Origin of the sequence: Streptomyces chrestomyceticus JCM 4735 (genome assembly GCF_003865135.1) — a bacterium.
GTDB classification, from domain to species: domain Bacteria; phylum Actinomycetota; class Actinomycetes; order Streptomycetales; family Streptomycetaceae; genus Streptomyces; species Streptomyces chrestomyceticus.
In genome coordinates, this window is the sequence record NZ_BHZC01000001.1 from 7,342,110 (window position 1) to 7,363,134 (window position 21,025).

Here is a 21,025-nt window from a genome sequence, read left to right on the forward strand (position 1 = left end):
TTTGGTCGAAGCGCGCCGGAGTGGTCGGTGCGCGAGAATGTTTGCAGTACCGAAGACAGGAGTCACGTCGATGTCCCCCAACTCTTCCGACGATCGCTCGGAGCGCCGGCCGCAGCGGCGCGAGGGCGGTGACCGCGGCGGTTTCCGGCGTGACGACCGCGGCCCGCGTCGCGACGACCGGGGCGGCCGGCCCTCCGGTGGCGGCTTCGGCGGTGGACGCCGGGACGACCGCGGCGGCAGCTTCCGCCGTGACGACCGTGGCCCCCGCCGTGACGACGACCGTGGCGGCCGCCCCTCCGGCGGTGGCTTCGGCGGCGGCCGGGACGACCGCGGCCCCCGCCGTGACGACCGGGGTGGTTTCCCGCGCGACGACCGAGCCCCGCGCCGCGACGACCGTCGCGACGACCGCGGTGGCTTCCGCCGTGACGACCGTCCTGGCTTCTCGCGTGACGACCGTGCCCCGCGCGGCCCCCGCCGTGACGACGACCGTGGCGGCAGCTTCCGCCGTGACGACCGTGGTCCCCGCCGTGACGACGATCGCGGTGGTTTCCGTCGTGACGACCGCCCGCGTGGCCCGCGTCGCGACGACGACCGTGGCAGCTTCCGTCGGGATGACGACCGTGGTGGTTTCCGTCGCGATGACCGTGGCCCGCGTCGCGATGACGACCGTGGTGGTTTCCGTCGTGACGACCGCGGTCCCCGTCGGGATGACGACCGGGGTGGTTTCCGTCGCGACGACCGTGGCGGCCGCCCCTCCGGCGGTGGCTTCGGCGGCGGCCGTGACGACCGCGGCCCCCGCCGCGACGACGACCGGGGCGGTTTCCGCCGCGATGACCGTGGTCCCCGTCGTGACGACGATCGCGGTGGCTTCCGCCGCGATGACCGTGGCCCGCGCCGCGACGACGATCGCGGTGGCTTCCGTCGCGACGATCGTGGCCCGCGCCGCGACGACGACCGTGGCGGCTTCCGCCGTGACGACCGCGGCGGCCGTCCCACTGGCGGTGGCTTCGGCGGCGGCCGGGACGACCGTGGCCCGCGCCGCGACGACCGCCGAGACGGCGACCGTGGTGGTTTCCGCCGTGACGACCGTGGTCCGCGCCGTGACGACGATCGCGGTGGTTTCCGCCGCGATGACCGTGGCCCGCGCCGTGATGACGACCGTGGCGGCTTCCGCCGCGACGACGACCGCGGTGGGCGGCGCCCGTACGGTGCCGGCCGCGGCCGCGACGACCGCCGGGACGGTGACCGTGGCGGCTACCGGCGCGACGACCGCCGGGACGACCGGCGCGACGACCGGCGCGACGACCGCCGCGACCGGGAGCCGATCAAGCGGCTGCCGATCCCGGACGACGTCACGGGCGAGGAGATCGACAAGGACGTGCGGCAGGAGCTGCTGAGCCTGCCGAAGACGCTCGCCGACGACGTCGCCAGGAACCTGGTCATGGTGGCCAAGCTGCTCGACGAGGAGCCGGAGAAGGCGTACGGGTACTCGCGCGTGGCGCTGCGGCTCGCGTCGCGGGTCCCCGCCGTGCGGGAGGCGGCCGGCTTCGCCGCGTACGCCGTGGAGAAGTACGGCGAGGCGCTGGCGGAGTTCCGTGCGGCCCGCCGGATGACCGGCAGCGTGGAGCTGTGGCCCGTGATGGCCGACTGCGAGCGCGGTCTCGGCCGTCCCGAGAAGGCCCTCGCGATGGCCGGTGAGCCCGAGGTGCAGAAGCTGGACCGGGCGGGTCAGGTCGAGATGCGGCTGGTCGCGGCCGGTGCCCGGCGCGACATGGGCCAGACCGACGCGGCGGTCGTGACGCTGCAGAGCCCCGAGCTGGCGTCGAACTCCGTACAGCCGTGGACCGCCCGGCTGCGCTACGCGTACGCCGACGCGCTGCTGGAGGTCGGCCGCGAGGACGAGGCACGCGAGTGGTTCGCCAAGGCGCTGGAGGCCGACCAGGGCGGCACCACGAACGCCTCGGACCGGCTGGCCGAGCTGGACGGCGTGGAGTTCACCGACGCGCTGGACGAGGACGAGAACGAGGACGACGAGACCGTGGCCGAGGCCCCGGCCGAGCCCGCCGCCCCCGCGCGGCAGGACTCCTCCGACGGTGACGCCCCGGCGGACGCCCCGCGCGAAGGGCGCCCCGAGCAGGGCTGAGGCCGTCGCGGCCCGGCCGCCTGACGGCACATGAGTGAAGGGCGGGACCCCACCGGGGTCCCGCCCTTCACTCGTTCACACCCGGGTGTCAGGCTCCGGCGGCCGGGGCGAAGCGGGCGATCGGGTTCTCCAGGGTGCCGATCAGTTGGAGGGCGCCGGCCGGGTCCTGGAGGTCCACCATCTGCTCGTTGTTCCGGAGCTGGAGGCGGTTCAGGCAGGACAGCGCGAACGTGTCCGCGAACATGTCGTACTGCCGGAACTTGTCGGCGAGCTGCGGGTTGGCCTCCTGGTACGCGGTCACGCAGTCGGCGACCGTACGCCAGAAGGTGTCCTCGTCCAGCACGTCGCGGGTGACCAGGATGCCGCTCAGGAAGCGGAAGAAGCAGTCGAAGACGTCCGTGAAGAGGGAGAGGAGCTTCTTGTCCTCGGGGACGTCGGCGCGGATGCGCTCGACGGCCGGCGGCAGTACCGCGTCCGGGTCCATCACCGCGATCTCCTCGGCGATGTCCTTGAAGATCGCGCGCTGTACGGTGCCGTCCTCGACGACCAGGATGACGTTCTCGCCGTGCGGCATGAAGACCAGGTCGTAGGCGTAGAACGCGTGCAGGACGGGCGTGAGGTAGGCGTCCACGTAACGGCGCAGCCAGGCCGCGGGTTCGAGGCCGGACTCCTCGATGAGGGCCGCCGCCAGCGAGCCGCCCTCGGGATCGGTGTGCAGCAGGGAGGCCATGGTGGTGAGCCGCTGGCCCGGTTCGAGGGTGGGCACCGGGCTCTCGCGCCACAGGGCGGCGAGCATCTTCAGGTACGGGGAGCCCTTGGCGGTGGCGGCCTCGTACTGGCGGTGGTGGTAGCCGATGGCGGCCCGCTCGCGGATGATCGAGAAACGGGCGGCCTGGAACGTCTCGTCGCTCGCGATCAGGCCGGCCAGCCAGTCGTTGATGGCCGGGGTGGCCTCCATGTAGGCGGCGGACAGGCCGCGCATGAAGCCCATGTTGAGGACCGACAGGGCCGTCTTGACGTAGTGCTTGGACGGGTCGCTGGTGTTGAAGAACGTGCGGATGGACTGCTGCGCCAGGTACGCGTCGTCGCCGGGGCCGAGGCAGACCAAGTGCTGCTGGGCGACCTCGGCGGCGAAGGTGACGGAGAGCTTGTTCCACCACTGCCACGGGTGGGCGGGGATGAGGTGGTAGTCCGCCAGGTCCAGGCCGAGGTCACGCATCGTGGCGGCGAACCGTTCCAGGGTGGCGCCGCCCAGCTCGTCCCGTGCCAGCGCGTCGTAGTCCAGGCCCTCGCCCGCGGTGAAGGTGGAGCGGTCGCGGCGCGCGGCCAGCCAGATCAGGTGGACCGGGCTCGCGGCCTCGGGGGCGTACGCGTGGTACTCGTGCACGCCGAAGCCGAGGCGGCCGTTGTTGGCGACGAAGCAGGGGTGGCCCTCGGACATGCCCGTCTCGACGGCCTGGAAGCCGCCCTTCGCCAGCTCGGCGGCGGACGCGGGGCCCGCGGCCAGCTTGTACGCCGTACCGGAGAGGGTAGAGCTGATCTCCTCCAGGTAGACGGGGAGGATGTCGTCGCTGAGGGCGAGGGTGCGGCGCAGCTCGATGAAGAAGTCGAGGGCGTCCAGGGGGACCTCGGCGCCGTCGCGGCGGCGGGTGATGTCGTCGGCGTCGATGTGCCAGTGGTCCAGGCTCAGCCGGCGGGCGGCGAAGCGGTACTCGACACGGTCGTCGTCGCTGCGTACGACGTAGTGGCCGTCCTCGGGCAGGCGCTGCGGGGTCAGCAGGCGCTCGTGGGCGAACTCGGCGAGGGCCTTGCGGACGAGGAGGCGGTTGGCGCGCGCCCACAGCTCGGGGGTGAGGTGGCGGACGGCGTCCCGTGCTGTGGTCTCGACAGGGGCTCCGGTGGTGTCCGCGGTGGGGTTCAGCATGGGTCTTCTCCTCGGGCGGCCAGGTACTGGTCGCGGGTGCAGGTGCTCAGGTACGCCTCGCCCTTGGGCAGCGTGACCGTGCGTTCGATCTCGAAGCCGACGGCTTTGTTCAGGGCGTGTACCGCGGTGTTGCCGGTGGCCGGTTCGACGACGACGCGCCGGTTGCCGGGCTCGGCGAACAGCGCGTCCATGACGGTGGTGATCACGGCGAGGGTGAAGCCGTGCACCGGGGTGTCGGTCGGCGCGGTCAGGAAGTGCATGCCGATGTCGCCGGGCGCGGCCTCGTGGACCTCGGTGACCTCGCGGTGCGCCGGGTCGTAGCGTTCCATCAGGAAGGCGGGGACGCCGTTGTGCAGGCCGATGAAGGCGTCGTGGTACGGGTCGGCGTCGATGCGGGCGAACTCCGCCTGGACGGCCGCGAGGTCCGCGTCCTGCATCATCCAGTACACGGCTTTGGGGTGGGTGACCCAGCCGTGCAGCAGCTCGGCGTCGCCGGCCGGGTCGACCGGGCGCAGCGCGAACTCGCCGAGCGAGGCGTGGGTGCGGGTGAAGACGGGCGCGGTCATACGGGCGAGACCTCCACGGGGTGGTGCGGGCCGGCCGGGGCGGCGAACTCCTGGAAGGCGATGGACTTCTCGACGGGGTAGTACTCGCGGCCGAGCAGCTCGCGGATGATGCAGGAGTTGCGGTACGCGGCCATGCCAAGGTCGGGCGTGACGAAGCCGTGGGTGTGCAGTTCGGCGTTCTGTACGAAGATGTCGCGGCCCGCGGTGTCGATGCTGTAGTTGCGGGCGACCGCGTAGCGGCCGGCGTCGTCCCAGGCGATGCGGTCGGTCAGCGGGGTGAGGAACTCCGGTGTGGCGTAGCGGTATCCGGTGGCGAGGACCAGGCCCTGGGTGGCGTGGGTGAAGTCCTGGCCCTGCTCCTCCTGGCGCAGGCCGAGGGTGTACGTGCCGGAGGCCGCGTCGTACGTGGCTTCGTTGAGAGCGGTGTTGGTGAGCAGCCGGGTGGGGCAGGGGCCGTGCAGGTTCTTCTGGTAGAGCAGGTCGAAGATCTCGTTGATCAGCTCGGAGTCGATGCCCTTGTAGAGGTTCTTGTGCTGGGCGTTGAGCCGGTCGCGGGTGGCCGGCGGCAGGGCGTGGAAGTAGTCCACGTACTCCGGAGAGGTCATCTCCAGGGTGAGCTTGGTGTATTCGAGGGGGAAGAACCTCGGGGAGCGGGTGGCCCAGGTCAGGTGGTAGCCGTGGCTGTCGATGTCCTGGAGGAGGTCGTAGTAGATCTCCGCGGCGCTCTGGCCGCTGCCGACGATGGTGATGGAGTCCTTGGCCTGGAGGGCGGCCTTGTTCTCCAGGTAGTCGGCGTTGTGCAGGAAGTCGCCGCCGAGGCCCTGGCAGGCTTCGGGGATGTGCGGCGGGGTGCCGGTGCCGAGGACGAGTTTGCGGGCGCGGTAGGTCTTCTTCCGCCCGGTGGGCAGGTGGTCGGCGTGGACGACGTAGACCTGCTCGGTTTCGTCGTACTCGACGGTGGTGACCTGGTGGCCGAAGCGGACGCTGTCCAGTTTGGCGGCGGCCCAGCGGCAGTAGTCGTTGTACTCGGCGCGCAGCGGGTAGAAGCTCTCGCGGATGTAGAAGGAGTACATCCGTCCCGATTCCTTCAGGTAGTTCAGGAAGGAGAACGGGGAGGTCGGGTCGGCGAGGGTGACCAGGTCGGCCATGAAGGGCACCTGGAGGGTGCTGGTCTCCAGCATCATGCCGGGGTGCCAGTCGAAGGACGGTTTGTTGTCCAGGAACAGGCCGTCGAGTTCGCCGATGGGCTCGGTCAGGCAGGCGAGGCCGAGATTGAAGGGCCCGAGGCCGATGGCGATGAAGTCATGAGGGGCGGACACGTGGGGTCTCCGTTTGCGGGGTGTCGGTCGGCCGTCGGCTGTGGGGGCCGGTCGGCGGGGACGGTCAGCTCGCGGCGCTGAGGGCCGGTTCGGGGCGCGCGGCGAGGTACGCGCCGGCGTGCTCGGCGATCAGGTCGAGGACCGTGGCGATGTCGGCCAGCGTGGTCTCGGGGTTGAGCAGGGTGAACTTCAGGTAGTGCCGGCCGTCCACGACGGTGCCCGCGACGATGGCGTCCCCGGAGGCGAACAGCGCTTCCCGGGCGTGCAGGTTGACCTCGTCGCTCAGCACCGGGTCCCGGTCGTCGGGGTACGGCAGGTAGCGGAAGATTAGGGTGCTCAACTGGGGTTCGACCACGACCTCGAAGCGCGGGTCGTCGTTGAGGATCTTCCAGGCGTCGGCGGCGCGGTCCACGACCTCGTCGAAGAGTTCGCCGATGCCGTCGGCGCCCATGGTGCGCAGCGTCAGCCAGAGTTTGAGCGCGTCGAAGCGGCGGGTGGTCTGGATCGATTTGTCGACCTGGTTGGGGATACGGCGCTCGGCCATCCGCGCCGGGTTGAGGTAGTCGGCGTGGTACGTGACGTGCCGCAGGGTGGCGTGGTCGCGTACCAGGACGGCGCTGGAGCTGACCGGCTGGAAGAAGGACTTGTGGTAGTCCACCGTCACCGAGTCGGCGCGCTCGATGCCGTCCAGGAGGGCGCGGCGGCGGGAGACCAGCAGGCCGCAGCCGTACGCGGCGTCCACATGCATCCAGGTGCCGTACCGGGCGCACAGGTCGGCGATCTCGGGCAGCGGGTCGATGCTGCCGAAGTCGGTGGTGCCCGCGGTGGCGACGACGGCCATCGGGATCAGGCCCTCGGCCGCGCAGCGGGCCAGCTCGGCGGCGAGCGCGTCGGCCCGCATCCGCTTGTCCGGGCCGCACGGCACCGCGATCACGGCTTCCGCGCCGAGGCCCAGCAGGGTGGCGGCCTTCTCGATGCTGAAGTGGCCGGCCTGGGAGGCGAAGATGCGCAGCCGGGGCAGGATGTCGGTACGGCGTACCGGAGTTGCGGTGCCCTGAGGGTTTTTGTCCGGGTCGTTCTCGCGGGCGAGGGCCGTGCGGCAGGCCTCGTCGCGGGCCAGCAGCATGGCCTGGAGGTTGGACTGGGTGCCGCCGCTGGTGAAGATGCCGTCGGCGCGCTCGCCGAGGCCGATGCGGCGGGCGGTCCAGTCGATCAGGCGGCGCTCGATGAGGGTGCCGCCGGCGCTCTGGTCCCAGGTGTCCAGCGAGGAGTTGACCGCGGACAGCACCGCCTCGCCGACCAGGGCGGGGATGACGACCGGGCAGTTGAGGTGCGCGAGGTAGCGCGGGTGGTGGAAGTAGACGGCGTCGCGGAGGTAGACCTCTTCGAGTTCGTCGAGGGCGGCGGCGGGGTCGTGCAGCGGCTGGTCGAGGTCGATGCCGGCCACCGTGGGGGAGAGGCCGTCGACCGTGACGCCGGTGAAGGGGCGTTCGGTGGTGGATATCTTGTCGGCCACGCGGGCGACGCCTTCGGCGACGGAGCGGCGGTAGTGCTCGGTGGTGCTGTCGTTGAACAACTGCGACCGGCTGTCCGGCGTCCCGGCGGGTGCGGCGGGCGACGGGTCCTCGGCGGAGTGCGCGAGGAGACTCATGAACGTGTCCTCCCTGATGCGGACTTGCTCACGTGGGGGGATGCGCATGGAACGCCCGCGCTGGGGCAGAAGACCGTCGGCGCAGGGGGGAACGGCTCCATCCGCTTACGTGATGAGGTAAGCCTAACCTAACTTGCGTGACGGGAGGGAAGGGGGTGCCGGGGCGCCGGCGCGGGATACGCGCGCCGGGCCGGCGACGGGCGGCGGAGAGCCGTACGGCCCGGAACCAGGCCCCGGGGCAGCCTGGTTGAGGCATCGGTACGGCCCGGAATCAGACCTCTTCGTCCAGTACGCGCAGAACCAGACCGGTGGCCGGCTTGGGGCCGAAAGAGGTCGACTTGCGTGGCATGGTCACGCCGTCCATGGCGAGTTGGCGCACGGTTTGCTCAAGGACCGGGCGCATCAGGACGGCCGTACCGCCGTGCTTCGCCGCCTGCTCCACGGCGTCCGCGGCGCTGTGGAGATAGCTGATCTCGGAGGGGTGGTCGCGGATCCGCCACACCTCGTCCAGCAGGGCGGAGTGCAGCACGGTGGCGTCCAGCTCGCGCCACGCCGCGGGGCGGTCCCGGCGGATCGTCCGGTGGAGCAGCTCCGGGTCCGGGCGGTCCAGCACGCAGAACCGTTCCGGCCCCGACGTCAGCAGGAAGGCGTTGCCGGGCGTCCCGTCCAGCACCGCCAGCGCCGCGTCGAGCGGGCCTTCCACCGGCCGGACGCGGAAGGCGCCGTCCAGCCCGGACAGCGCGCTGTCCAGCGGCAGGTGCGGCAGTACGCGGTGGATGGCCCGTACCTGGAGCGGATGGCGGGCGGAGTCCACCAGCAGCACCAGGCCGCTCGCCCAGGGGCTCGCCGAGCCGTTGCCGGGGTGCTCCTCGCGCAGCCGCTGGTAGGTGGCCCAGCGGTGGTGCCCGTCGGCGATCAGGGCGTGCCGTATCGCGAGGTCGTCGTCGACGGCGGTCAGGTCGGCGGGGTCGGTGACGGCCCACAGGCGGTGCGCGAAGCCGTCCTCGGTCGTGGTGGAGAGCAGCGGCGTGGTGCGGACGGTCCGTTCGATGACGCCGGTGGCGCCGTTGCCGGTGCCCTGGCCGACGTAGGACAGGAGCAGCGGCTCGAAGTTGGCGGCGGCCGCGCGCATCAGCGCGGCGCGGTCCTCGACGACCTCGGGGATCACGTCCTCGTGCGGCAGGACGGGGCCGTCGAGGTCGAGTGCGCCGATCAGGCCGCGCTGCAGGAGGCTGCCCTTGCTCTGCTCGTACACGTAGAGCGCGGGCCGGTCGTCGGTCGCCAGGACGCCCTGCGCACGCCAGCGGCGCAGCGTCTCGGCGGCCTGGCGGTGCCGGGTGGCGGGGTCGGGGGCCTGCGGGAGGATCAGCCGCACGATGTTGTACGGGTCGGCCGTTTCGAGGTGGCGCACACCGTCCGGCCGTACGACGACGTCGTACGGCGGGGAGGTGACGGCCGTGAGGCTGCTGACGCGGTCCGGGGCGTAGCGCAGCCCGCGGAAGGGGTGGAGGCGGAGGCCGTCGGTGCTGGTCATTGGGGAATGCTATGCCGCCTTCGGCAGTACGGGATGATCGGGGGGAAACCGTTGTGCCACCGGATATACCGGTGGGCCGGGTTCCGTTTCGCGGGGCCCGCGGAACCGGCGGAACCACCTGTGCAGAAGGAGCGAAACGGCATGAGCGAGCGGGTGCGCAAGCAGCCCGGACGGTGCGAACGGGCACTGAGCGAGGCGTACGACACGGCGCTGCTGGACCTGGACGGAGTCGTCTACGCCGGCGGCTCGGTGATCGAGCACGCCGTCGCGTCGCTCACCACGGCGCGGGACGGTGGCATGCACCTGGCGTACGTGACCAACAACGCCTCCCGGACGCCGGACACGGTCGCCGGCCAGCTCACCGGCTTCGGGCTGCCGACCGCCCCGACGGACGTCATCACCTCGGCGCAGGCGGTCGCCCGGCTGATCGCCGGGCAGGTGCCCGAGGGCGCCAAGGTGCTGGCGGTCGGCGGCGAGGGCCTGCGGGTGGCGCTGCGCGAGCGCGGGCTGGTACCGGTGGACTCCGCGGACGACGACCCGGCCGCGGTGGTGCAGGGATTCGACCCGAAGCTGAACTGGGAACGGCTGGCGGAGGCCGCCTACGCGGTCCAGCGCGGTGTGCCCTGGTTCGCCTCCAACACCGACCTGACCATCCCCAAGGAGCGCGGCATCGCGCCGGGCAACGGCGCCCTCGTGGAGGTCGTCCGCACCGCCACCGGCGGCACGCCCCAGGTGGCGGGCAAGCCGGAGACGCCCATGCACCGCGAGACGGTGCTGCGTACGGGGGCGCGGCGGCCGCTGGTCATCGGCGACCGGCTCGACACGGACATCGAGGGCGCCTACAACGGCGGTGTGGACTCGCTGCTGGTGCTGACCGGCGTGACCACCGCGGCCGAACTGCTGGCCGCTCCGCCGCAGCACCGCCCCACCTACGTCGACGCGGACCTGCGCGGCCTGCTCGGCCCGCAGCCGGAGGTGTCCGAGGAGACCGACGGCTTCGGGTGCGGCGGCTGGACGGCGTCCGTACGGGACGGCGCGCTGGCGCTGGACGGGGACGGCGCGTCGCTGGACGGGCTGCGGGCGCTGTGCGCGGCGGCCTGGACGGCGGCCGGGGACGGTACGTGCGACGCCGACGCGGGGAAGGCGCTGGCGCGGCTCGGGTTGTGAGGCGTACGCGCCGCGACGCCGGGAAGGGCCCCGCTCGGTGACGTGCGGGGCCCTTCCCTGTGGTGCGTGTACGGACCGTCGTACGCGCACGGTACGGGGGCCGGGTCAGTCCTCGCTGCCGGCGGCCGTGCTCGCGATGTACTCCGCGAGCAGGTCCTCCTCGCTGGCCCCGCGCCGCCAGTAGCCGGTGAACTTCACGGCCCGGCGGTCGAACTCACGCTCCCGCACGAGATGGCGGCGCAGCATCTTCACGTTGCCCGCCTCGCCCGCGATCCAGGCGTACGGCGTGCCCTCGGGCAGTTCGGCGGCGCGGACCGCCTCCAGCAGCGCGTCCTGCCCGTCCGCCGGCCGCTCGTCGGCCACGAGCCAGGTGATGTCGGCGTCCGCGAAGGTGGGCAGGTCCTGGCGGTCCGCCGCGTGGGCGACGGACAGGAAGACCTTGGCCTGGGTGCCGGGGGAGAGCCAGGCCAGGATGCCGGCCACGGCGGGCAGCGCCGTCTCGTCGCCGGTCAGCAGGATCCAGTCGGTGCCGGGCGGCGGGCGGAAGTCGACGCCGCCGTTGTCCTCGACGGCCGGGCCAAGGACCGAGACACGGTCGCCGGGCACGGCGGACGCCGCCCAGCGCGAGGCCGGGCCGCCGGCCGCGGCGCCCGGGGCGTCCGCGCCGTGCAGCGCGAAGTCCACGTCGATCTCGGCCGGCTCGTGGCGCTGCTCGCGGATGGTGTACGAGCGCATCAGGGGGCGCTCGGCCGGGTCCTGGGCGCGCCAGGCGGGGTACCAGTTCTCGCTCTGGTCGGCGAAGACCGGCTCGGACTGGTGGGCCTGCGGGAGGAACAGTTTGAAGCGCTGGTCACGGCCGCCGGAGGCCATCTCGTCGAGCCGTTCGCCGCCGAAGGTGATCCGGACCATGGAGGGGCCGAGCCGGCGGGTGCGCACGACGCGCACGTCGAAGAAGCGGAACGGGGTGGTGGCGGGTGCGGCGGTCGTGGTCATGCGGAGGAACCTCCCGGAACCGTGACTCGGTGACTGCGGTGCGGTGTGCGGCGCGGTGCCGTGGCCGGCCGGTGCGGCGACCGGCCACGGGGTGCGTCAGGCGACCTTCTTGGCGTTCTGGATGACCTTGGCCAGCTCTTCCATCAGCGGCGCGGCGCCCGCGTAGGAGAAGCGCGGCTCGCTGGACCAGCCCGTGACCTGTCCGGCCTTGACGGCGGGCAGCTTGTTCCAGGCGGGCTTGGCGGCCAGGTCCTTGGGCTGGAGGGCGGAGGTGCGGTTGTCGAGCATGAGCACGTCGGCCGGGTACTTGTCGGCGTTCTCCCAGCTCAGGTTCTCGAAGTAGCCGCCCTTGTCCAGGTTGTCGGGGACGATGATGTCCACGCCCAGCGACTTGAAGTACATGATGTCGGAGTTGATGCCGGGGTTGGAGGCGTAGAAGAGGTCGGCGCTGCCGGAGCAGGCGAGCACCCGGACCGGGTTGGACTTGGCGGTCTTGCGCAGCTCGGCGGCGGCCTTCTCGAAGCGGGCCTTGGCGTCGGTGACCTTCTTGGCCTTCAGGTCGGCGCCGAGGGACTGCGCCAGTTCGGCGTACCGCTCGATGATCTTCACCAGCGGGGTGCGGGAGGCGGTGATCGCCACCGTCTCGGCCAGCTTGGTGATCTTGTCCTTGCTCTCGTCCGGCACGAACCACAGGGCGTTCGGCTCGAACATGTTGGTGATCAGCAGGTCGGGGTTGAGGCCCGCGTACTTCTCGACCGCGAACTGGTTGTACGCGTTGCCGATGATGGTGAGGCGGTCCACGTCGATGTCGCCGGCCTGCGCGTCCGGCTTGCCGTTCTTCAGCTTGGTCGGGCCGAAGACGCCGACGACCTGCTTGTCGATGCCGAAGTCGTACAGCGCGGCCGCGGTGCCGGTGAAGGCGACGATGCGCTGCGGCGTGTGGTCCAGCGAGACCTTCTTCTTGCGGTCGTCCGTGAAGGACCAGGCGCCGCCCTTGACGTTCCCCTGCGCGCCCGAGTCCTTGTCCTTGCCGCCTCCGCAGGCGGCCAGCAGGGCGCCGATGCCGACGGCGCCACCGGCGGCGAGAACGCCGCGTCGGGACAGGGATACGCTACGGGGGGTGCTCATGGTCGATGCGCTTCTCTCTGGGCTGGGCCTCGGCACGGCCGTCAGGGCTTGACGGGACTTCAGCCGGTCGTTCACGGTCTTCAGTGCGTTTTCGGACGGACTTCAGGCCGCACGGCAAAGGGCCGGTAAAAGGCCCTGCAGAACGACTTGATGTCTGATCGTGAGGGTAGGCTAACCTAACTCCCGTGTTGGTTGACAGTCCCCCCGAAGCAGCAAACGCCCCCGCGGCCCCGCGGCGGCGGCAGATCACTCGCTCGGCGGGGCTCGTCGCCTCCGTCGGCGCACTGGTGGCCGTGACCGCCCTGGGCATCGCCGTCGGCGCGAAACAGGTACCCCTCGACCAGGTCTGGCACGCCCTCTTCCACTACACGGGTGACGACACCGACGTGGTCGTACGGGACGTCCGCCTGCCCCGCACCCTCCTCGGCCTGCTGGCCGGCGCGGCCCTCGGGCTGGCCGGCACCGTGATGCAGGCCCTGACCCGCAACCCGCTCGCCGACCCCGGCGTCCTCGGCATCAACGCGGGCGCCTCGGCGGCCGTCGTCTCCGCCATCAGCTTCCTGGGGATCACCTCACTGACCGGGTACGTGTGGTTCGCCTTCCTCGGCGCCGCGGTCGTCTCGGTCGCCGTGTACGTGCTCGGCGGCACCCGCAGCGCCACCCCCGTACGGCTCGCGCTGGCCGGTACCGCCCTGTCCGCCGTACTGATCGGCTACATCAACGCCGTCAACCTCCTGGACACCGCGGCGCTGGACCGGATGCGCTTCTGGACGGTCGGCTCGCTGGCCTCCGCCACCATGACCACCGTGCGGGAGGTCGCGCCGTTCCTCCTGGTCGGCGCCGTCCTGGCGCTCGCCGTCGGACGCCCCCTGAACGCCATCGCACTCGGCGACGACCAGGCGCGGGCCCTGGGCGCCCGGCTGACCCGCACCCGGGTGCTGGCGATGGTCGCCGTCACCCTGCTGTGCGGCGGCGCGACCGCCGCCTGCGGCCCGATCGTCTACGTCGGCCTGATGGTCCCGCACGTCGTCCGCGCCGTCACCGGCCCCGACCTGCGCTGGATCCTGCCGTACTCGGCGGTCCTGTCGCCGGTCCTGCTGCTCGGCGCCGACGTCCTGGGGCGCGTCGTGGCGCGGCCCGGCGAGATCCAGGTCGGCATCGTGACCGCCGTCGTCGGCGGCCCGGTCTTCATCTACCTCGTACGGCGTCGGAGGATGGCCCAACTGTGAGTTCCACCGTCAAGACCGACACCGGCCGGAACGATTCCCCGGCGGCCGGGGAGGCCGCGCGGACCGGCAGGTCCGTGCGGGCGGTCCGCACCGCCGGCGGGCTGTCCGTGCGCCTGGACGTACGGACCCTCGTGGTCTGCGTGCTGCTGACGGCCGTGGCCCTGTCCGCGAGCGTGCTGCTGATCGGCACCGGCGACTTCCCGATGGGCCCCGGAGACGTCCTCGCCACCCTCACCGGGTCCGGCACCGCCGCGCAGGAGTTCATCGTCAACGACCTGCGGCTGCCGCGGGTCCTGGTCGGGCTGCTGGCCGGCGCCGCCTTCGGGGTCGCCGGCGCGGTCTTCCAGGCCGTCTCCCGCAACCCGCTCGGCAGCCCCGACGTGCTCGGCTTCTCCCAGGGCTCGACGGCCGGCGCGCTGCTCGTCCTCGTCTTCTTCCAGGGCGGCACCTTCGCCATCGCGGCCGGCTCGGTCGTCGGCGGTCTCGTCACCGGGCTGGCGATCTTCCTGCTGGCCTGGAAGGGCGGCATCCACGGCTACCGCTTCGTGCTCGTCGGCATCGGCGCCGCCGCGATGCTCTACGCGATCGTCCTGTACCTGATGACCAAGGCGAACATCGTCGAGGCCACCCAGGCCGTCACCTGGATGACCGGCACCCTCAGCGGCCGGGACTGGGACCAGGTCTGGCCGCTGGCGATCGTCTGCGCCCTGCTGATCCCGCTGTCGCTGCTGTACGGGCGGCCGCTGCGGATGCTGGAGATGGGCGACGACGCCGCGTACGCGCTGGGCGTCCCGGTCACTCGGGTCCGCGTCGTCCTGCTGGCGGCGGCCGTCCTGCTGGTCGCTGCGGCCACCGCGGCGGCCGGGCCGATCGCCTTCCTCGCGCTGACCGCCCCGCAGCTTGCCCGCCGGCTGACCCGCTCGCCCGGCCCCAACCTGCTGCCCGCCGCCCTCATGGGCGCCGCCCTCCTGGTCACCGCCGACTGGCTCTCGCAGCAGATCTTCGGCGCCGACCAGCTCCCGGTGGGTGTGCTGACCGGTCTGCTCGGCGGCGGCTACCTGCTGTGGCTGCTGGCCTCCCAACGCAAGGCGGGACGGATATGAGCCCCCGGGACGCCGCACGGAAGCCCGGAACCGTACCTGCCTCCGCTCCCGCCCGACCGACCGAGCCGCCCCAGGCCCCCACGACGCAGACCGCTACAAGGAGCAACCAGTGAGCCGTCTCACGGCCGAGAACGTGACCCTCGCCTACGACCAGCGGGTCATCGCCGAGGACCTCTCGGTGGCCATACCGGACCAGTCCTTCACGGTCATCGTCGGACCGAACGCCTGCGGCAAGTCCACGCTGCTGCGCGCGCTGTCGCGGATGCTCAAGCCCGCCGCCGGCTCCGTCCTGCTGGACGGCGCGGCCATCTCCTCGCTGCCCGCCAAGAAGGTCGCCCGCACCCTCGGGCTGCTCCCGCAGTCCTCCATCGCGCCCGACGGCATCACCGTCGCCGACCTGGTCGCACGCGGCCGCTACCCGCACCAGGGACTGCTGCGCCAGTGGTCGGGCGAGGACGAGCGGATCGTACGGGAGTCCATGGACGCGACCGGCGTCGGCGAACTGGCCGAACGCTACGTCGACGAACTCTCCGGCGGACAGCGGCAGCGCGTGTGGATCGCGATGGCCCTGGCCCAGCAGACCCCGCTGCTCCTCCTGGACGAGCCGACCACCTACCTCGACATCCAGCACCAGATCGAGGTGCTGGACCTGTGCGCCGAACTCCACGAGGAGCAGGGCCGCACCCTCGTCGCCGTCCTGCACGACCTCAACCACGCCGCGCGCTACGCCACGCACCTGATCGCGATGCGGGCGGGCGAGATCGTCGCCGAGGGGCCGCCGGAGCAGGTCGTCACGGCCGACCTCGTCGAGCGGGTCTTCGGCCTGAGGTGCCAGGTCATCGACGACCCGGAGACGGGCACGCCGCTGGTGGTGCCGGCGGCGCGCAAGGCACGTACGGCGGCGGGGGCCGTGGCGTCCTGAGCCGGGCCGGGGGCCGGGGGCTGAGCGGCGTACGGGCGAGGGGCCGGCCCGCGGCCGCGGTCAGAGCAGCGACCGCAGGCGCAGCAGGTCGCGGAAGCCCGCCTCCAGCTTGACCCGGCCGCTGCCCCACGCCTTGGCGAAGTGCAGCTCGCCGTCGACCATGGCGACCAGGTCGTCGCCGCGCATGGCCAGACGGATCTGGGCGCGTTCGGGCGGCGGCCCGGGGACGTTGGTGACGTCCTCCAGGGTGCCGTTCGCGAGCCGGCCGGTGAAGGTGACGTCCAGGTCGGTGATCCGGCAGCTCAGCGAACGGTCGAAGGCGGCCGCGCTCCGGACGTCGCCGTCGGCGGTGGACAGGTTCTGGGCGAGCCGGCCGAGGGCGGCGCGGCACTCTTCGAGGGTTGCCATCGAGATCGACGATACGCCGGTGCGGGACGGGCGGGCGGTGGCCCGGTCGGCGGGCGGTTCGAGGTAGCGTCGAGGCATGGAAGAGCCGAAGGAGCCGGTGGGCGGCGGGGTACCGGACGAGCGGGGGCCGGAGAGGACTGGTTCCGGTGGGCCGGAGGGCCGGGAGCGGGACGGTCTGGATGGCTTGAACGGCTCGGGCGGCTCGGACGGATCGGGCACCTTGGACGGATCGGACGGATCGGGCCGGGACGGCGTAGGGCCGGGCGGGCCGGAGCGGAGCGGTACCGGCCCGGAGCAGAGTGGTATCGGGTCGGAGCAGAGCGGCATCGGGTCGGGTCAGAGTGGCACCGGTCCGGACCGGCCGGCCGGGAACGGTGCCGGACCCGCCGGGCCGCAGCCGCTGGGTGTCGCGGTGACGCCCACCGGGGACGCCGCCGTCGACGCCCAGCTACGGCGCCTGGCCGACGCCGACCACCTCGCCGCGAGCGGACACCTTGAGGTGTACGAGGATGTGCACCGGGGACTGCGCGACGCGCTGGCCGCGCTCGACCGGCGCCCCGGCCCGGCCGGCCCGTCCGGCGCGGCGCCGTCCCCGCAGCCGTCCGCAACGTACGACAACAGGAGCTGAACCACAGGTGGCAGGAGTGGCACGACGCCGACTCGACGCGGAGCTGGTGCGCCGCAAGCTGGCCCGGTCCCGCGAGCACGCGAGTCAGTTGATCGCCGCGGGGCGGGTGACCGTCGGCGGGACGACGGCGACCAAGTCCGCCACCCAGGTGGAGACCAGCGCGGCCCTGGTCGTGCGCGACGACGACAGCGACCCGGACTACGTCTCACGCGGTGGCCACAAGCTGGCCGGCGCCCTCGCCGCGTTCGAACCCCTCGGCCTGAAGGTGGCGGGCCGCCGCGCGCTGGACGCGGGCGCCTCCACCGGCGGCTTCACGGACGTCCTGCTGCGGGCCGGCGCCGGGCACGTAGTCGCCGCCGATGTCGGATACGGGCAGCTCGCCTGGTCCCTGCAGAGCGACGACCGGGTCACCGTCAAGGACCGCACCAACGTGCGCGAGCTGACGCTGGAGCAGATCGACGGCGAGCCCGTCGACCTCGTCGTCGGCGATCTGTCCTTCATCCCGCTGGGTCTGGTGCTGCCCGCCCTGGTCCGCTGCGCGGCGCCCGACGCCGATCTGGTGCTGATGGTCAAGCCGCAGTTCGAGGTCGGCAAGGAGCGCCTGGGCAGCGGCGGAGTGGTGCGCAGCGCCGAACTGCGGGCCGAGGCGGTACGCGGTGTCGCCGAGCGGGCCGCCGCCCTGGGACTGGGGGTGGCCGGGGTGACCGCCAGCCCGCTGCCCGGGCCCTCCGGCAATGTCGAGTACTTTCTGTGGCTGCGCGCCGGAGCGGAGGCACTCGACCCGGCGGACGTCGACCGAGCAGTGGCGGAGGGGCCCCGTTGACCAGTTCTGAAGCATCCGGAGCGGCTGAGACAGCCGGCTCGCGCACCACCTGTACCACACCGTCCCCGGGCGGCCCGGAGCCGTCCGGAGAGCGCACCGTCTTCCTGCTGGCGCACACCGGCCGCCCCGCGGCCGTCCGCAGCGCCGAACTCGTCGTCCAGGGGCTGCTGCGCAGCGGCATCGGCGTACGGGTCCTGGCCGAGGAGGCGGCGGACCTGCCGCTGCCGGCGTCCGTGGTCCGCGTCGAGTCCGAGCAGTGCGCGGCCGAGGGCTGCGAACTGCTGGTGGTCCTCGGCGGGGACGGGACGCTGCTGCGCGGCGCGGACTTCGCCCGTACGTCCGGGGTGCCGATGCTCGGCGTCAACCTCGGCCGGGTCGGCTTCCTCGCCGAGGCCGAGCGGGACGACCTGGACAAGGTCGTCGACCGGGTCGTGACCCGCTCCTACGAGGTCGAGGAGCGGATGACCATCGACGTCCTGGTGCGCAACAACGGCAGCGTCGCGCACACCGACTGGGCCCTGAACGAGGCGTCCGTGGAGAAGGCGGCGCGGGAGCGCATGCTGGAGGTCGTCACCGAGGTCGACGGGCGGCCCGTCTCGCGCTTCGGCGGCGACGGCGTCGTGTGCGCGACCCCGACCGGCTCCACCGCCTATGCCTTCTCGGCGGGCGGCCCGGTCGTCTGGCCCGAGGTCGAGGCCCTGCTGATGGTGCCGATCAGCGCGCACGCGCTGTTCGCCAAGCCGCTGGTCACCTCGCCGGACTCGGTGCTGGCCGTCGAGGTGCAGCCCAAGACGCCGCACGGCGTGCTGTGGTGCGACGGCCGTCGCAGCGTCGAACTGCCCGCGGGCGCGCGGGTGGAGGTCCGCCGCGGCGCCACCCCGGTACGCCTCGCCCGGCTGCATCACGCCTCCTTCACCGATCGTCTGGTGGCCAAGTTCGCCCTGCCGGTGGCGGGCTGGCGCGGCGCACCGCAGTAACCGCTGCGGGGCGGGAGGGTACGGGCTCCGCCGCGGAGTCGGCAGGCATCGGCTCCGTGGCAGGGCGGACGGGTATCGGCTCGCCCCGGGCCCGGAGCGGGTGCACGGCTCGGGGCCCGGGCCCCAGGAACGTCACGAGCGCGGCCGTGAGCGACGCGGCCGCGCCCAGGACGAGGGCGGGCGCGGCGTGCCCGGTGAAGCCCGGGAACACCGACTCGACGACGTTGATCGCGGTGTGCACCACGACGACCGTCAGCACGATCCCGCCGGAGCTGTCGTACAGCCGGACCATCAGGATCCGCAGCGCGACCGAGCCGAGCACCTGACCGGCTGTCCACGCGGCGGAACGGCCCGCCTGGGCGTACGCGACGAGGTGCCAGGACGCCCATACCAGGCCGATGACCAGGCCCGCGCCGAGCGTCCCCCACCGCTCCCGCAGGGGTTCCAGCAGGTATCCCGTCCAGCCCGCCTCCTCGGCAGCGGCGGCGACGACGTACAGGACGAGGAGCAGCGGCACGGACGCGGGCGGGGAGTGCGGCCCGGTGGGCGGCGCCCCGGCCGCCGACAGCAGCCCGTACGTCACGAGGAACAGGGCGGGTATCAGGAGGACGGACAGGGCCCAGCAGCCGGGCCGCGCCGCACCGCGTACCGAGACCGTCCGCCGCAGCAGCCGTCGCACCCCGCGCCCGCCCTCCTCCCGGAAGAGGAGGAACGAGGCCACCGCCACCGGCAGGACGAACTGGAACGCGCTCGGCGGCATGCCCATCGGCAGCACACCGGACAGGTCGAAGACCGCACCGGCCCCCCAGAACGGGACGGAGAGCGCCGCCAGTAACGCGATGAACGTCAAGGGCGATTCGCGGCCCGCCGCGACCCGGGTCATGGCGTCGGGTGGCCGGTGGCCAGGAGGGCTCGGGCACGGGACAGGGCCGGGTCGCGGCCGGCCGCCAGATCCTCGGCGGCGAAGACCGGGACATGGACGGCCGGCGGGATGCCCGTCCCGTCGAACGTGCGCCCCTCCGCGGTCAGGAACTCCTCGTTGGGCAGCTCGAACTTCCAGCCGTTCGGCAGGGTGCGGTCCAGGGTGTCGGAGAAGACGCCCTGGGTGTTCTCCCCGATGCGCACCGGCGCCGGGGTACGGCCGAGCAGGGCCTGGGTGAAGGTCTCGCCCGCGCTGATCGTGAGCGGTCCGGTCAGCACCGCGAGCGGGCCCGTGTAGCGGGGGCCGTGGTGCGGGCGTATCCACGCGGGCTGGTCGGGGGTGAACTTCCGGGGGTCGGCCGGATCGTTGCGCGCGTGTTTGCGGTAGGCGAGGTACGGGCGGTCCGTCAGCCGGGAAGCGACGCGCAGCCCCAGCGGGTCCGACCCGCCGCCGTTCAGCCGCAGGTCGACGACGAGGCCGCGCAGGGCCTTCGGCCCGGACGTACGGCCCTTGGTGAACACGGCGTCCAGCGCGCGGTCCAGCTCGGCGACGTCGCTCGCGTAGTCGTCCTGGTCGGTGTAGCCGGTGAAGGACGTGATGCGGAGGTAGCCGAGACGGCCGGGGAGGTCGGCGTAGGAGAGCGCGCCGCCGGCCCACCGGTGGAGGGTGGCGTCCGGGCCGAGGTCGGCGGCGATCGCCGCGTCCACCTGCTTCAGGAGCGTGGCGGAGGGGAGGGTCGTCCCGGGCCGCACTCCGCCGTACTTGCGGCCGGGGCCCGCGTTCAGCTTGGTGTGCCCGTCGTGCAGCGGTTCGATCATCTCGCGGAGCACGGCGAAGAGTGCGTCGTCGCTCGTCCCGTCGGGGACGCGCGGGCGGTACCGGTCACGCACCGCGGCCCAGTCGATTCCCTTGGCGGCGAAGAACGGGTAGTTCTCGGTGTAGGTGTGCCAGAAGACGTCGAAGACCGTACGGGCGTCACGGTTGTCCTTCGACGGGTCCTGGTGGCAGCGGGCGGGCAGCCCGGCGACGCGGCGCAGGGTGCGGTGGCCGACGTTGTCCTCGATGCTCAGGCGGGCCTCGTGGGCGTTCCGCGGGGCGACCGTGACGCGCGCCGAGCCCGGTACGGCGAAGCGCACCCGGCCCCGCGCGTCGGGCCCGCTCTCGCGGACGCCGTTCAGGGAGCCGGGGAGGCAGCTAACGGCCGTGGTCTCGTAGGCCCGCAGCCGCTGCCCGTCGATGGTGACGTACATGCCGTACCCGTCCATCTGCCACACGCCGTGCAGCGCTGCCGCACCCGCCCGGGCCGCGTGACCCGGTTGCGCGGCGGCCGGTGCGGAAACGGTGGCGGCCAGGGCCGTGCAGGCGGCCAGCAGCAGGGCGGTACGGCGGGTGGGGTGGCCGCGCCGCCGGGCGGTGTGGTGCGCGGTGTCCGGCCCGGCCGGTCGTCCGGTCATGTTCTTGCTCCCACTGTGTCGGCGCGAGGGCCGCGGTCCGGGCGGATACGGAAAAGAATCGACATGTAGACCGGCGGGGAGACGGCCCTCTTCCGGCCCCTTCCGGTGGTGCTCCCACCAGCGTGACGGGCGGG

General features: G+C 72.8%; 19 protein-coding genes. 9 read left to right on the top strand and 10 right to left on the bottom strand.

What is annotated here, in order from left to right:
- The first annotated feature begins 149 nt into the window (after nt 1-149).
- Both EJG53_RS41765 and EJG53_RS41770 read left to right on the top strand, forming a co-directional pair.
- Nucleotides 150-1,397 carry a hypothetical protein gene (locus tag EJG53_RS41765; protein ID WP_218041997.1) on the top strand — a complete coding sequence of 416 codons (1,248 nt, stop codon included), beginning with the start codon at nt 150-152 and terminating at the stop codon, nt 1,395-1,397.
- Nucleotides 1,334-2,143: a tetratricopeptide repeat protein gene (locus tag EJG53_RS41770; RefSeq protein ID WP_218041983.1), complete on the top strand. Its 810-nt coding sequence runs from the start codon at nt 1,334-1,336 to the stop codon at nt 2,141-2,143. Before EJG53_RS41765 ends, EJG53_RS41770 begins: the two co-directional genes overlap by 64 nt.
- Before the next feature lie 88 nt (nt 2,144-2,231).
- On the opposite strand, the gene EJG53_RS32150 is transcribed toward EJG53_RS41770, so the two are convergent.
- From EJG53_RS32150 to EJG53_RS32170, 5 genes are all read right to left on the bottom strand, one after another.
- Nucleotides 2,232-4,067, bottom strand: coding sequence for an IucA/IucC family protein (locus EJG53_RS32150; RefSeq protein WP_125047877.1), 1,836 nt, complete (start codon nt 4,065-4,067; stop codon nt 2,232-2,234).
- Nucleotides 4,061-4,633 carry a GNAT family N-acetyltransferase gene (locus EJG53_RS32155; protein WP_125047878.1) on the bottom strand — a complete coding sequence of 191 codons (573 nt, stop codon included), beginning with the start codon at nt 4,631-4,633 and terminating at the stop codon, nt 4,061-4,063. The genes EJG53_RS32150 and EJG53_RS32155 overlap by 7 nt, the downstream gene beginning before the upstream one ends.
- Nucleotides 4,630-5,952: a lysine N(6)-hydroxylase/L-ornithine N(5)-oxygenase family protein gene (locus EJG53_RS32160; protein WP_125047879.1), complete on the bottom strand. Its 1,323-nt coding sequence runs from the start codon at nt 5,950-5,952 to the stop codon at nt 4,630-4,632. The genes EJG53_RS32155 and EJG53_RS32160 overlap by 4 nt, the downstream gene beginning before the upstream one ends.
- A gap of 64 nt (nt 5,953-6,016) precedes the next feature.
- Nucleotides 6,017-7,603 carry a pyridoxal phosphate-dependent decarboxylase family protein gene (locus EJG53_RS32165; RefSeq protein WP_125047880.1) on the bottom strand — a complete coding sequence of 529 codons (1,587 nt, stop codon included), beginning with the start codon at nt 7,601-7,603 and terminating at the stop codon, nt 6,017-6,019.
- Between the two features lie 271 nt (nt 7,604-7,874).
- Nucleotides 7,875-9,137, bottom strand: coding sequence for a DUF1015 family protein (locus EJG53_RS32170; protein WP_125047881.1), 1,263 nt, complete (start codon nt 9,135-9,137; stop codon nt 7,875-7,877).
- Between the two features lie 141 nt (nt 9,138-9,278).
- On the opposite strand from EJG53_RS32170, the gene EJG53_RS32175 reads away from it, so the two are divergent.
- Nucleotides 9,279-10,304, top strand: a complete 1,026-nt coding sequence (locus EJG53_RS32175; RefSeq protein WP_125047882.1) for an HAD-IIA family hydrolase — start codon at nt 9,279-9,281, stop codon at nt 10,302-10,304.
- A 105-nt stretch (nt 10,305-10,409) separates the two neighbouring features.
- Here the strand turns inward: EJG53_RS32175 and EJG53_RS32180 are convergent, their stop codons facing one another.
- Together EJG53_RS32180 and EJG53_RS32185 are read right to left on the bottom strand one after the other, a co-directional pair.
- Nucleotides 10,410-11,297 carry a siderophore-interacting protein gene (locus tag EJG53_RS32180; RefSeq protein ID WP_125047883.1) on the bottom strand — a complete coding sequence of 296 codons (888 nt, stop codon included), beginning with the start codon at nt 11,295-11,297 and terminating at the stop codon, nt 10,410-10,412.
- Nucleotides 11,298-11,393: 96 nt separating this feature from the next.
- Nucleotides 11,394-12,425, bottom strand: coding sequence for an ABC transporter substrate-binding protein (locus EJG53_RS32185; RefSeq protein ID WP_125047884.1), 1,032 nt, complete (start codon nt 12,423-12,425; stop codon nt 11,394-11,396).
- 185 nt (nt 12,426-12,610) lie between these two features.
- Here EJG53_RS32185 and EJG53_RS32190 point away from each other — a divergent pair, with 185 nt between their 5' ends.
- The 3 genes from EJG53_RS32190 (at nt 12,611) to EJG53_RS32200 (ending at nt 15,679) form a co-directional block, all read left to right on the top strand.
- Nucleotides 12,611-13,654, top strand: a complete 1,044-nt coding sequence (locus EJG53_RS32190; RefSeq protein WP_125047885.1) for a FecCD family ABC transporter permease — start codon at nt 12,611-12,613, stop codon at nt 13,652-13,654.
- A complete protein-coding gene (locus EJG53_RS32195; RefSeq protein WP_125047886.1) occupies nt 13,651-14,757 on the top strand; it encodes a FecCD family ABC transporter permease in 1,107 nt (368 codons plus the stop codon). Before EJG53_RS32190 ends, EJG53_RS32195 begins: the two co-directional genes overlap by 4 nt.
- Nucleotides 14,758-14,866: 109 nt before the next feature.
- On the top strand, nt 14,867-15,679 hold the full coding sequence (locus EJG53_RS32200) for an ABC transporter ATP-binding protein (protein WP_125047887.1): 813 nt from the start codon (nt 14,867-14,869) through the stop codon (nt 15,677-15,679).
- A 60-nt stretch (nt 15,680-15,739) separates the two neighbouring features.
- Here the strand turns inward: EJG53_RS32200 and EJG53_RS32205 are convergent, their stop codons facing one another.
- Nucleotides 15,740-16,087: a sterol-binding protein gene (locus tag EJG53_RS32205; protein ID WP_031010639.1), complete on the bottom strand. Its 348-nt coding sequence runs from the start codon at nt 16,085-16,087 to the stop codon at nt 15,740-15,742.
- 325 nt (nt 16,088-16,412) lie between these two features.
- Here EJG53_RS32205 and EJG53_RS42915 point away from each other — a divergent pair, with 325 nt between their 5' ends.
- The 3 genes from EJG53_RS42915 (at nt 16,413) to EJG53_RS32220 (ending at nt 18,515) form a co-directional block, all read left to right on the top strand.
- On the top strand, nt 16,413-16,715 hold the full coding sequence (locus EJG53_RS42915; RefSeq protein WP_244955698.1) for a hypothetical protein: 303 nt from the start codon (nt 16,413-16,415) through the stop codon (nt 16,713-16,715).
- A 7-nt stretch (nt 16,716-16,722) separates the two neighbouring features.
- Nucleotides 16,723-17,538 carry a TlyA family RNA methyltransferase gene (locus tag EJG53_RS32215; protein ID WP_031010626.1) on the top strand — a complete coding sequence of 272 codons (816 nt, stop codon included), beginning with the start codon at nt 16,723-16,725 and terminating at the stop codon, nt 17,536-17,538.
- A 104-nt stretch (nt 17,539-17,642) separates the two neighbouring features.
- Nucleotides 17,643-18,515 (top strand): NAD kinase, encoded by an 873-nt coding sequence (locus EJG53_RS32220; protein ID WP_032928120.1) that lies wholly within the window; start codon nt 17,643-17,645, stop codon nt 18,513-18,515.
- Here EJG53_RS32220 and EJG53_RS32225 read toward each other — a convergent pair.
- Together EJG53_RS32225 and EJG53_RS32230 are read right to left on the bottom strand one after the other, a co-directional pair.
- A complete protein-coding gene (locus tag EJG53_RS32225; RefSeq protein ID WP_125047890.1) occupies nt 18,451-19,398 on the bottom strand; it encodes a CPBP family intramembrane glutamic endopeptidase in 948 nt (315 codons plus the stop codon). The two genes, EJG53_RS32220 and EJG53_RS32225, sit on opposite strands and share 65 nt — an antisense overlap.
- Complete coding sequence (locus tag EJG53_RS32230) at nt 19,395-20,891, bottom strand: S41 family peptidase (protein WP_125047891.1); 1,497 nt, start codon at nt 20,889-20,891, stop codon at nt 19,395-19,397. Before EJG53_RS32230 ends, EJG53_RS32225 begins: the two co-directional genes overlap by 4 nt.
- Nucleotides 20,892-21,025 lie beyond the last annotated feature (134 nt).

Coding starts and splice junctions, on each gene's coding strand:
- EJG53_RS32150 (WP_125047877.1), bottom strand. CDS start 4,067: ATGCTGAACCCCACCGCGGACACCACCGGAGCCCCTGTCGAGACCACA.
- EJG53_RS32155 (WP_125047878.1), bottom strand. CDS start 4,633: ATGACCGCGCCCGTCTTCACCCGCACCCACGCCTCGCTCGGCGAGTTC.
- EJG53_RS32165 (WP_125047880.1), bottom strand. CDS start 7,603: ATGAGTCTCCTCGCGCACTCCGCCGAGGACCCGTCGCCCGCCGCACCC.
- EJG53_RS32170 (WP_125047881.1), bottom strand. CDS start 9,137: ATGACCAGCACCGACGGCCTCCGCCTCCACCCCTTCCGCGGGCTGCGC.
- EJG53_RS32175 (WP_125047882.1), top strand. CDS start 9,279: ATGAGCGAGCGGGTGCGCAAGCAGCCCGGACGGTGCGAACGGGCACTG.
- EJG53_RS32180 (WP_125047883.1), bottom strand. CDS start 11,297: ATGACCACGACCGCCGCACCCGCCACCACCCCGTTCCGCTTCTTCGAC.
- EJG53_RS32185 (WP_125047884.1), bottom strand. CDS start 12,425: ATGAGCACCCCCCGTAGCGTATCCCTGTCCCGACGCGGCGTTCTCGCC.
- EJG53_RS32205 (WP_031010639.1), bottom strand. CDS start 16,087: ATGGCAACCCTCGAAGAGTGCCGCGCCGCCCTCGGCCGGCTCGCCCAG.
- EJG53_RS32225 (WP_125047890.1), bottom strand. CDS start 19,398: ATGACCCGGGTCGCGGCGGGCCGCGAATCGCCCTTGACGTTCATCGCG.
- EJG53_RS32230 (WP_125047891.1), bottom strand. CDS start 20,891: ATGACCGGACGACCGGCCGGGCCGGACACCGCGCACCACACCGCCCGG.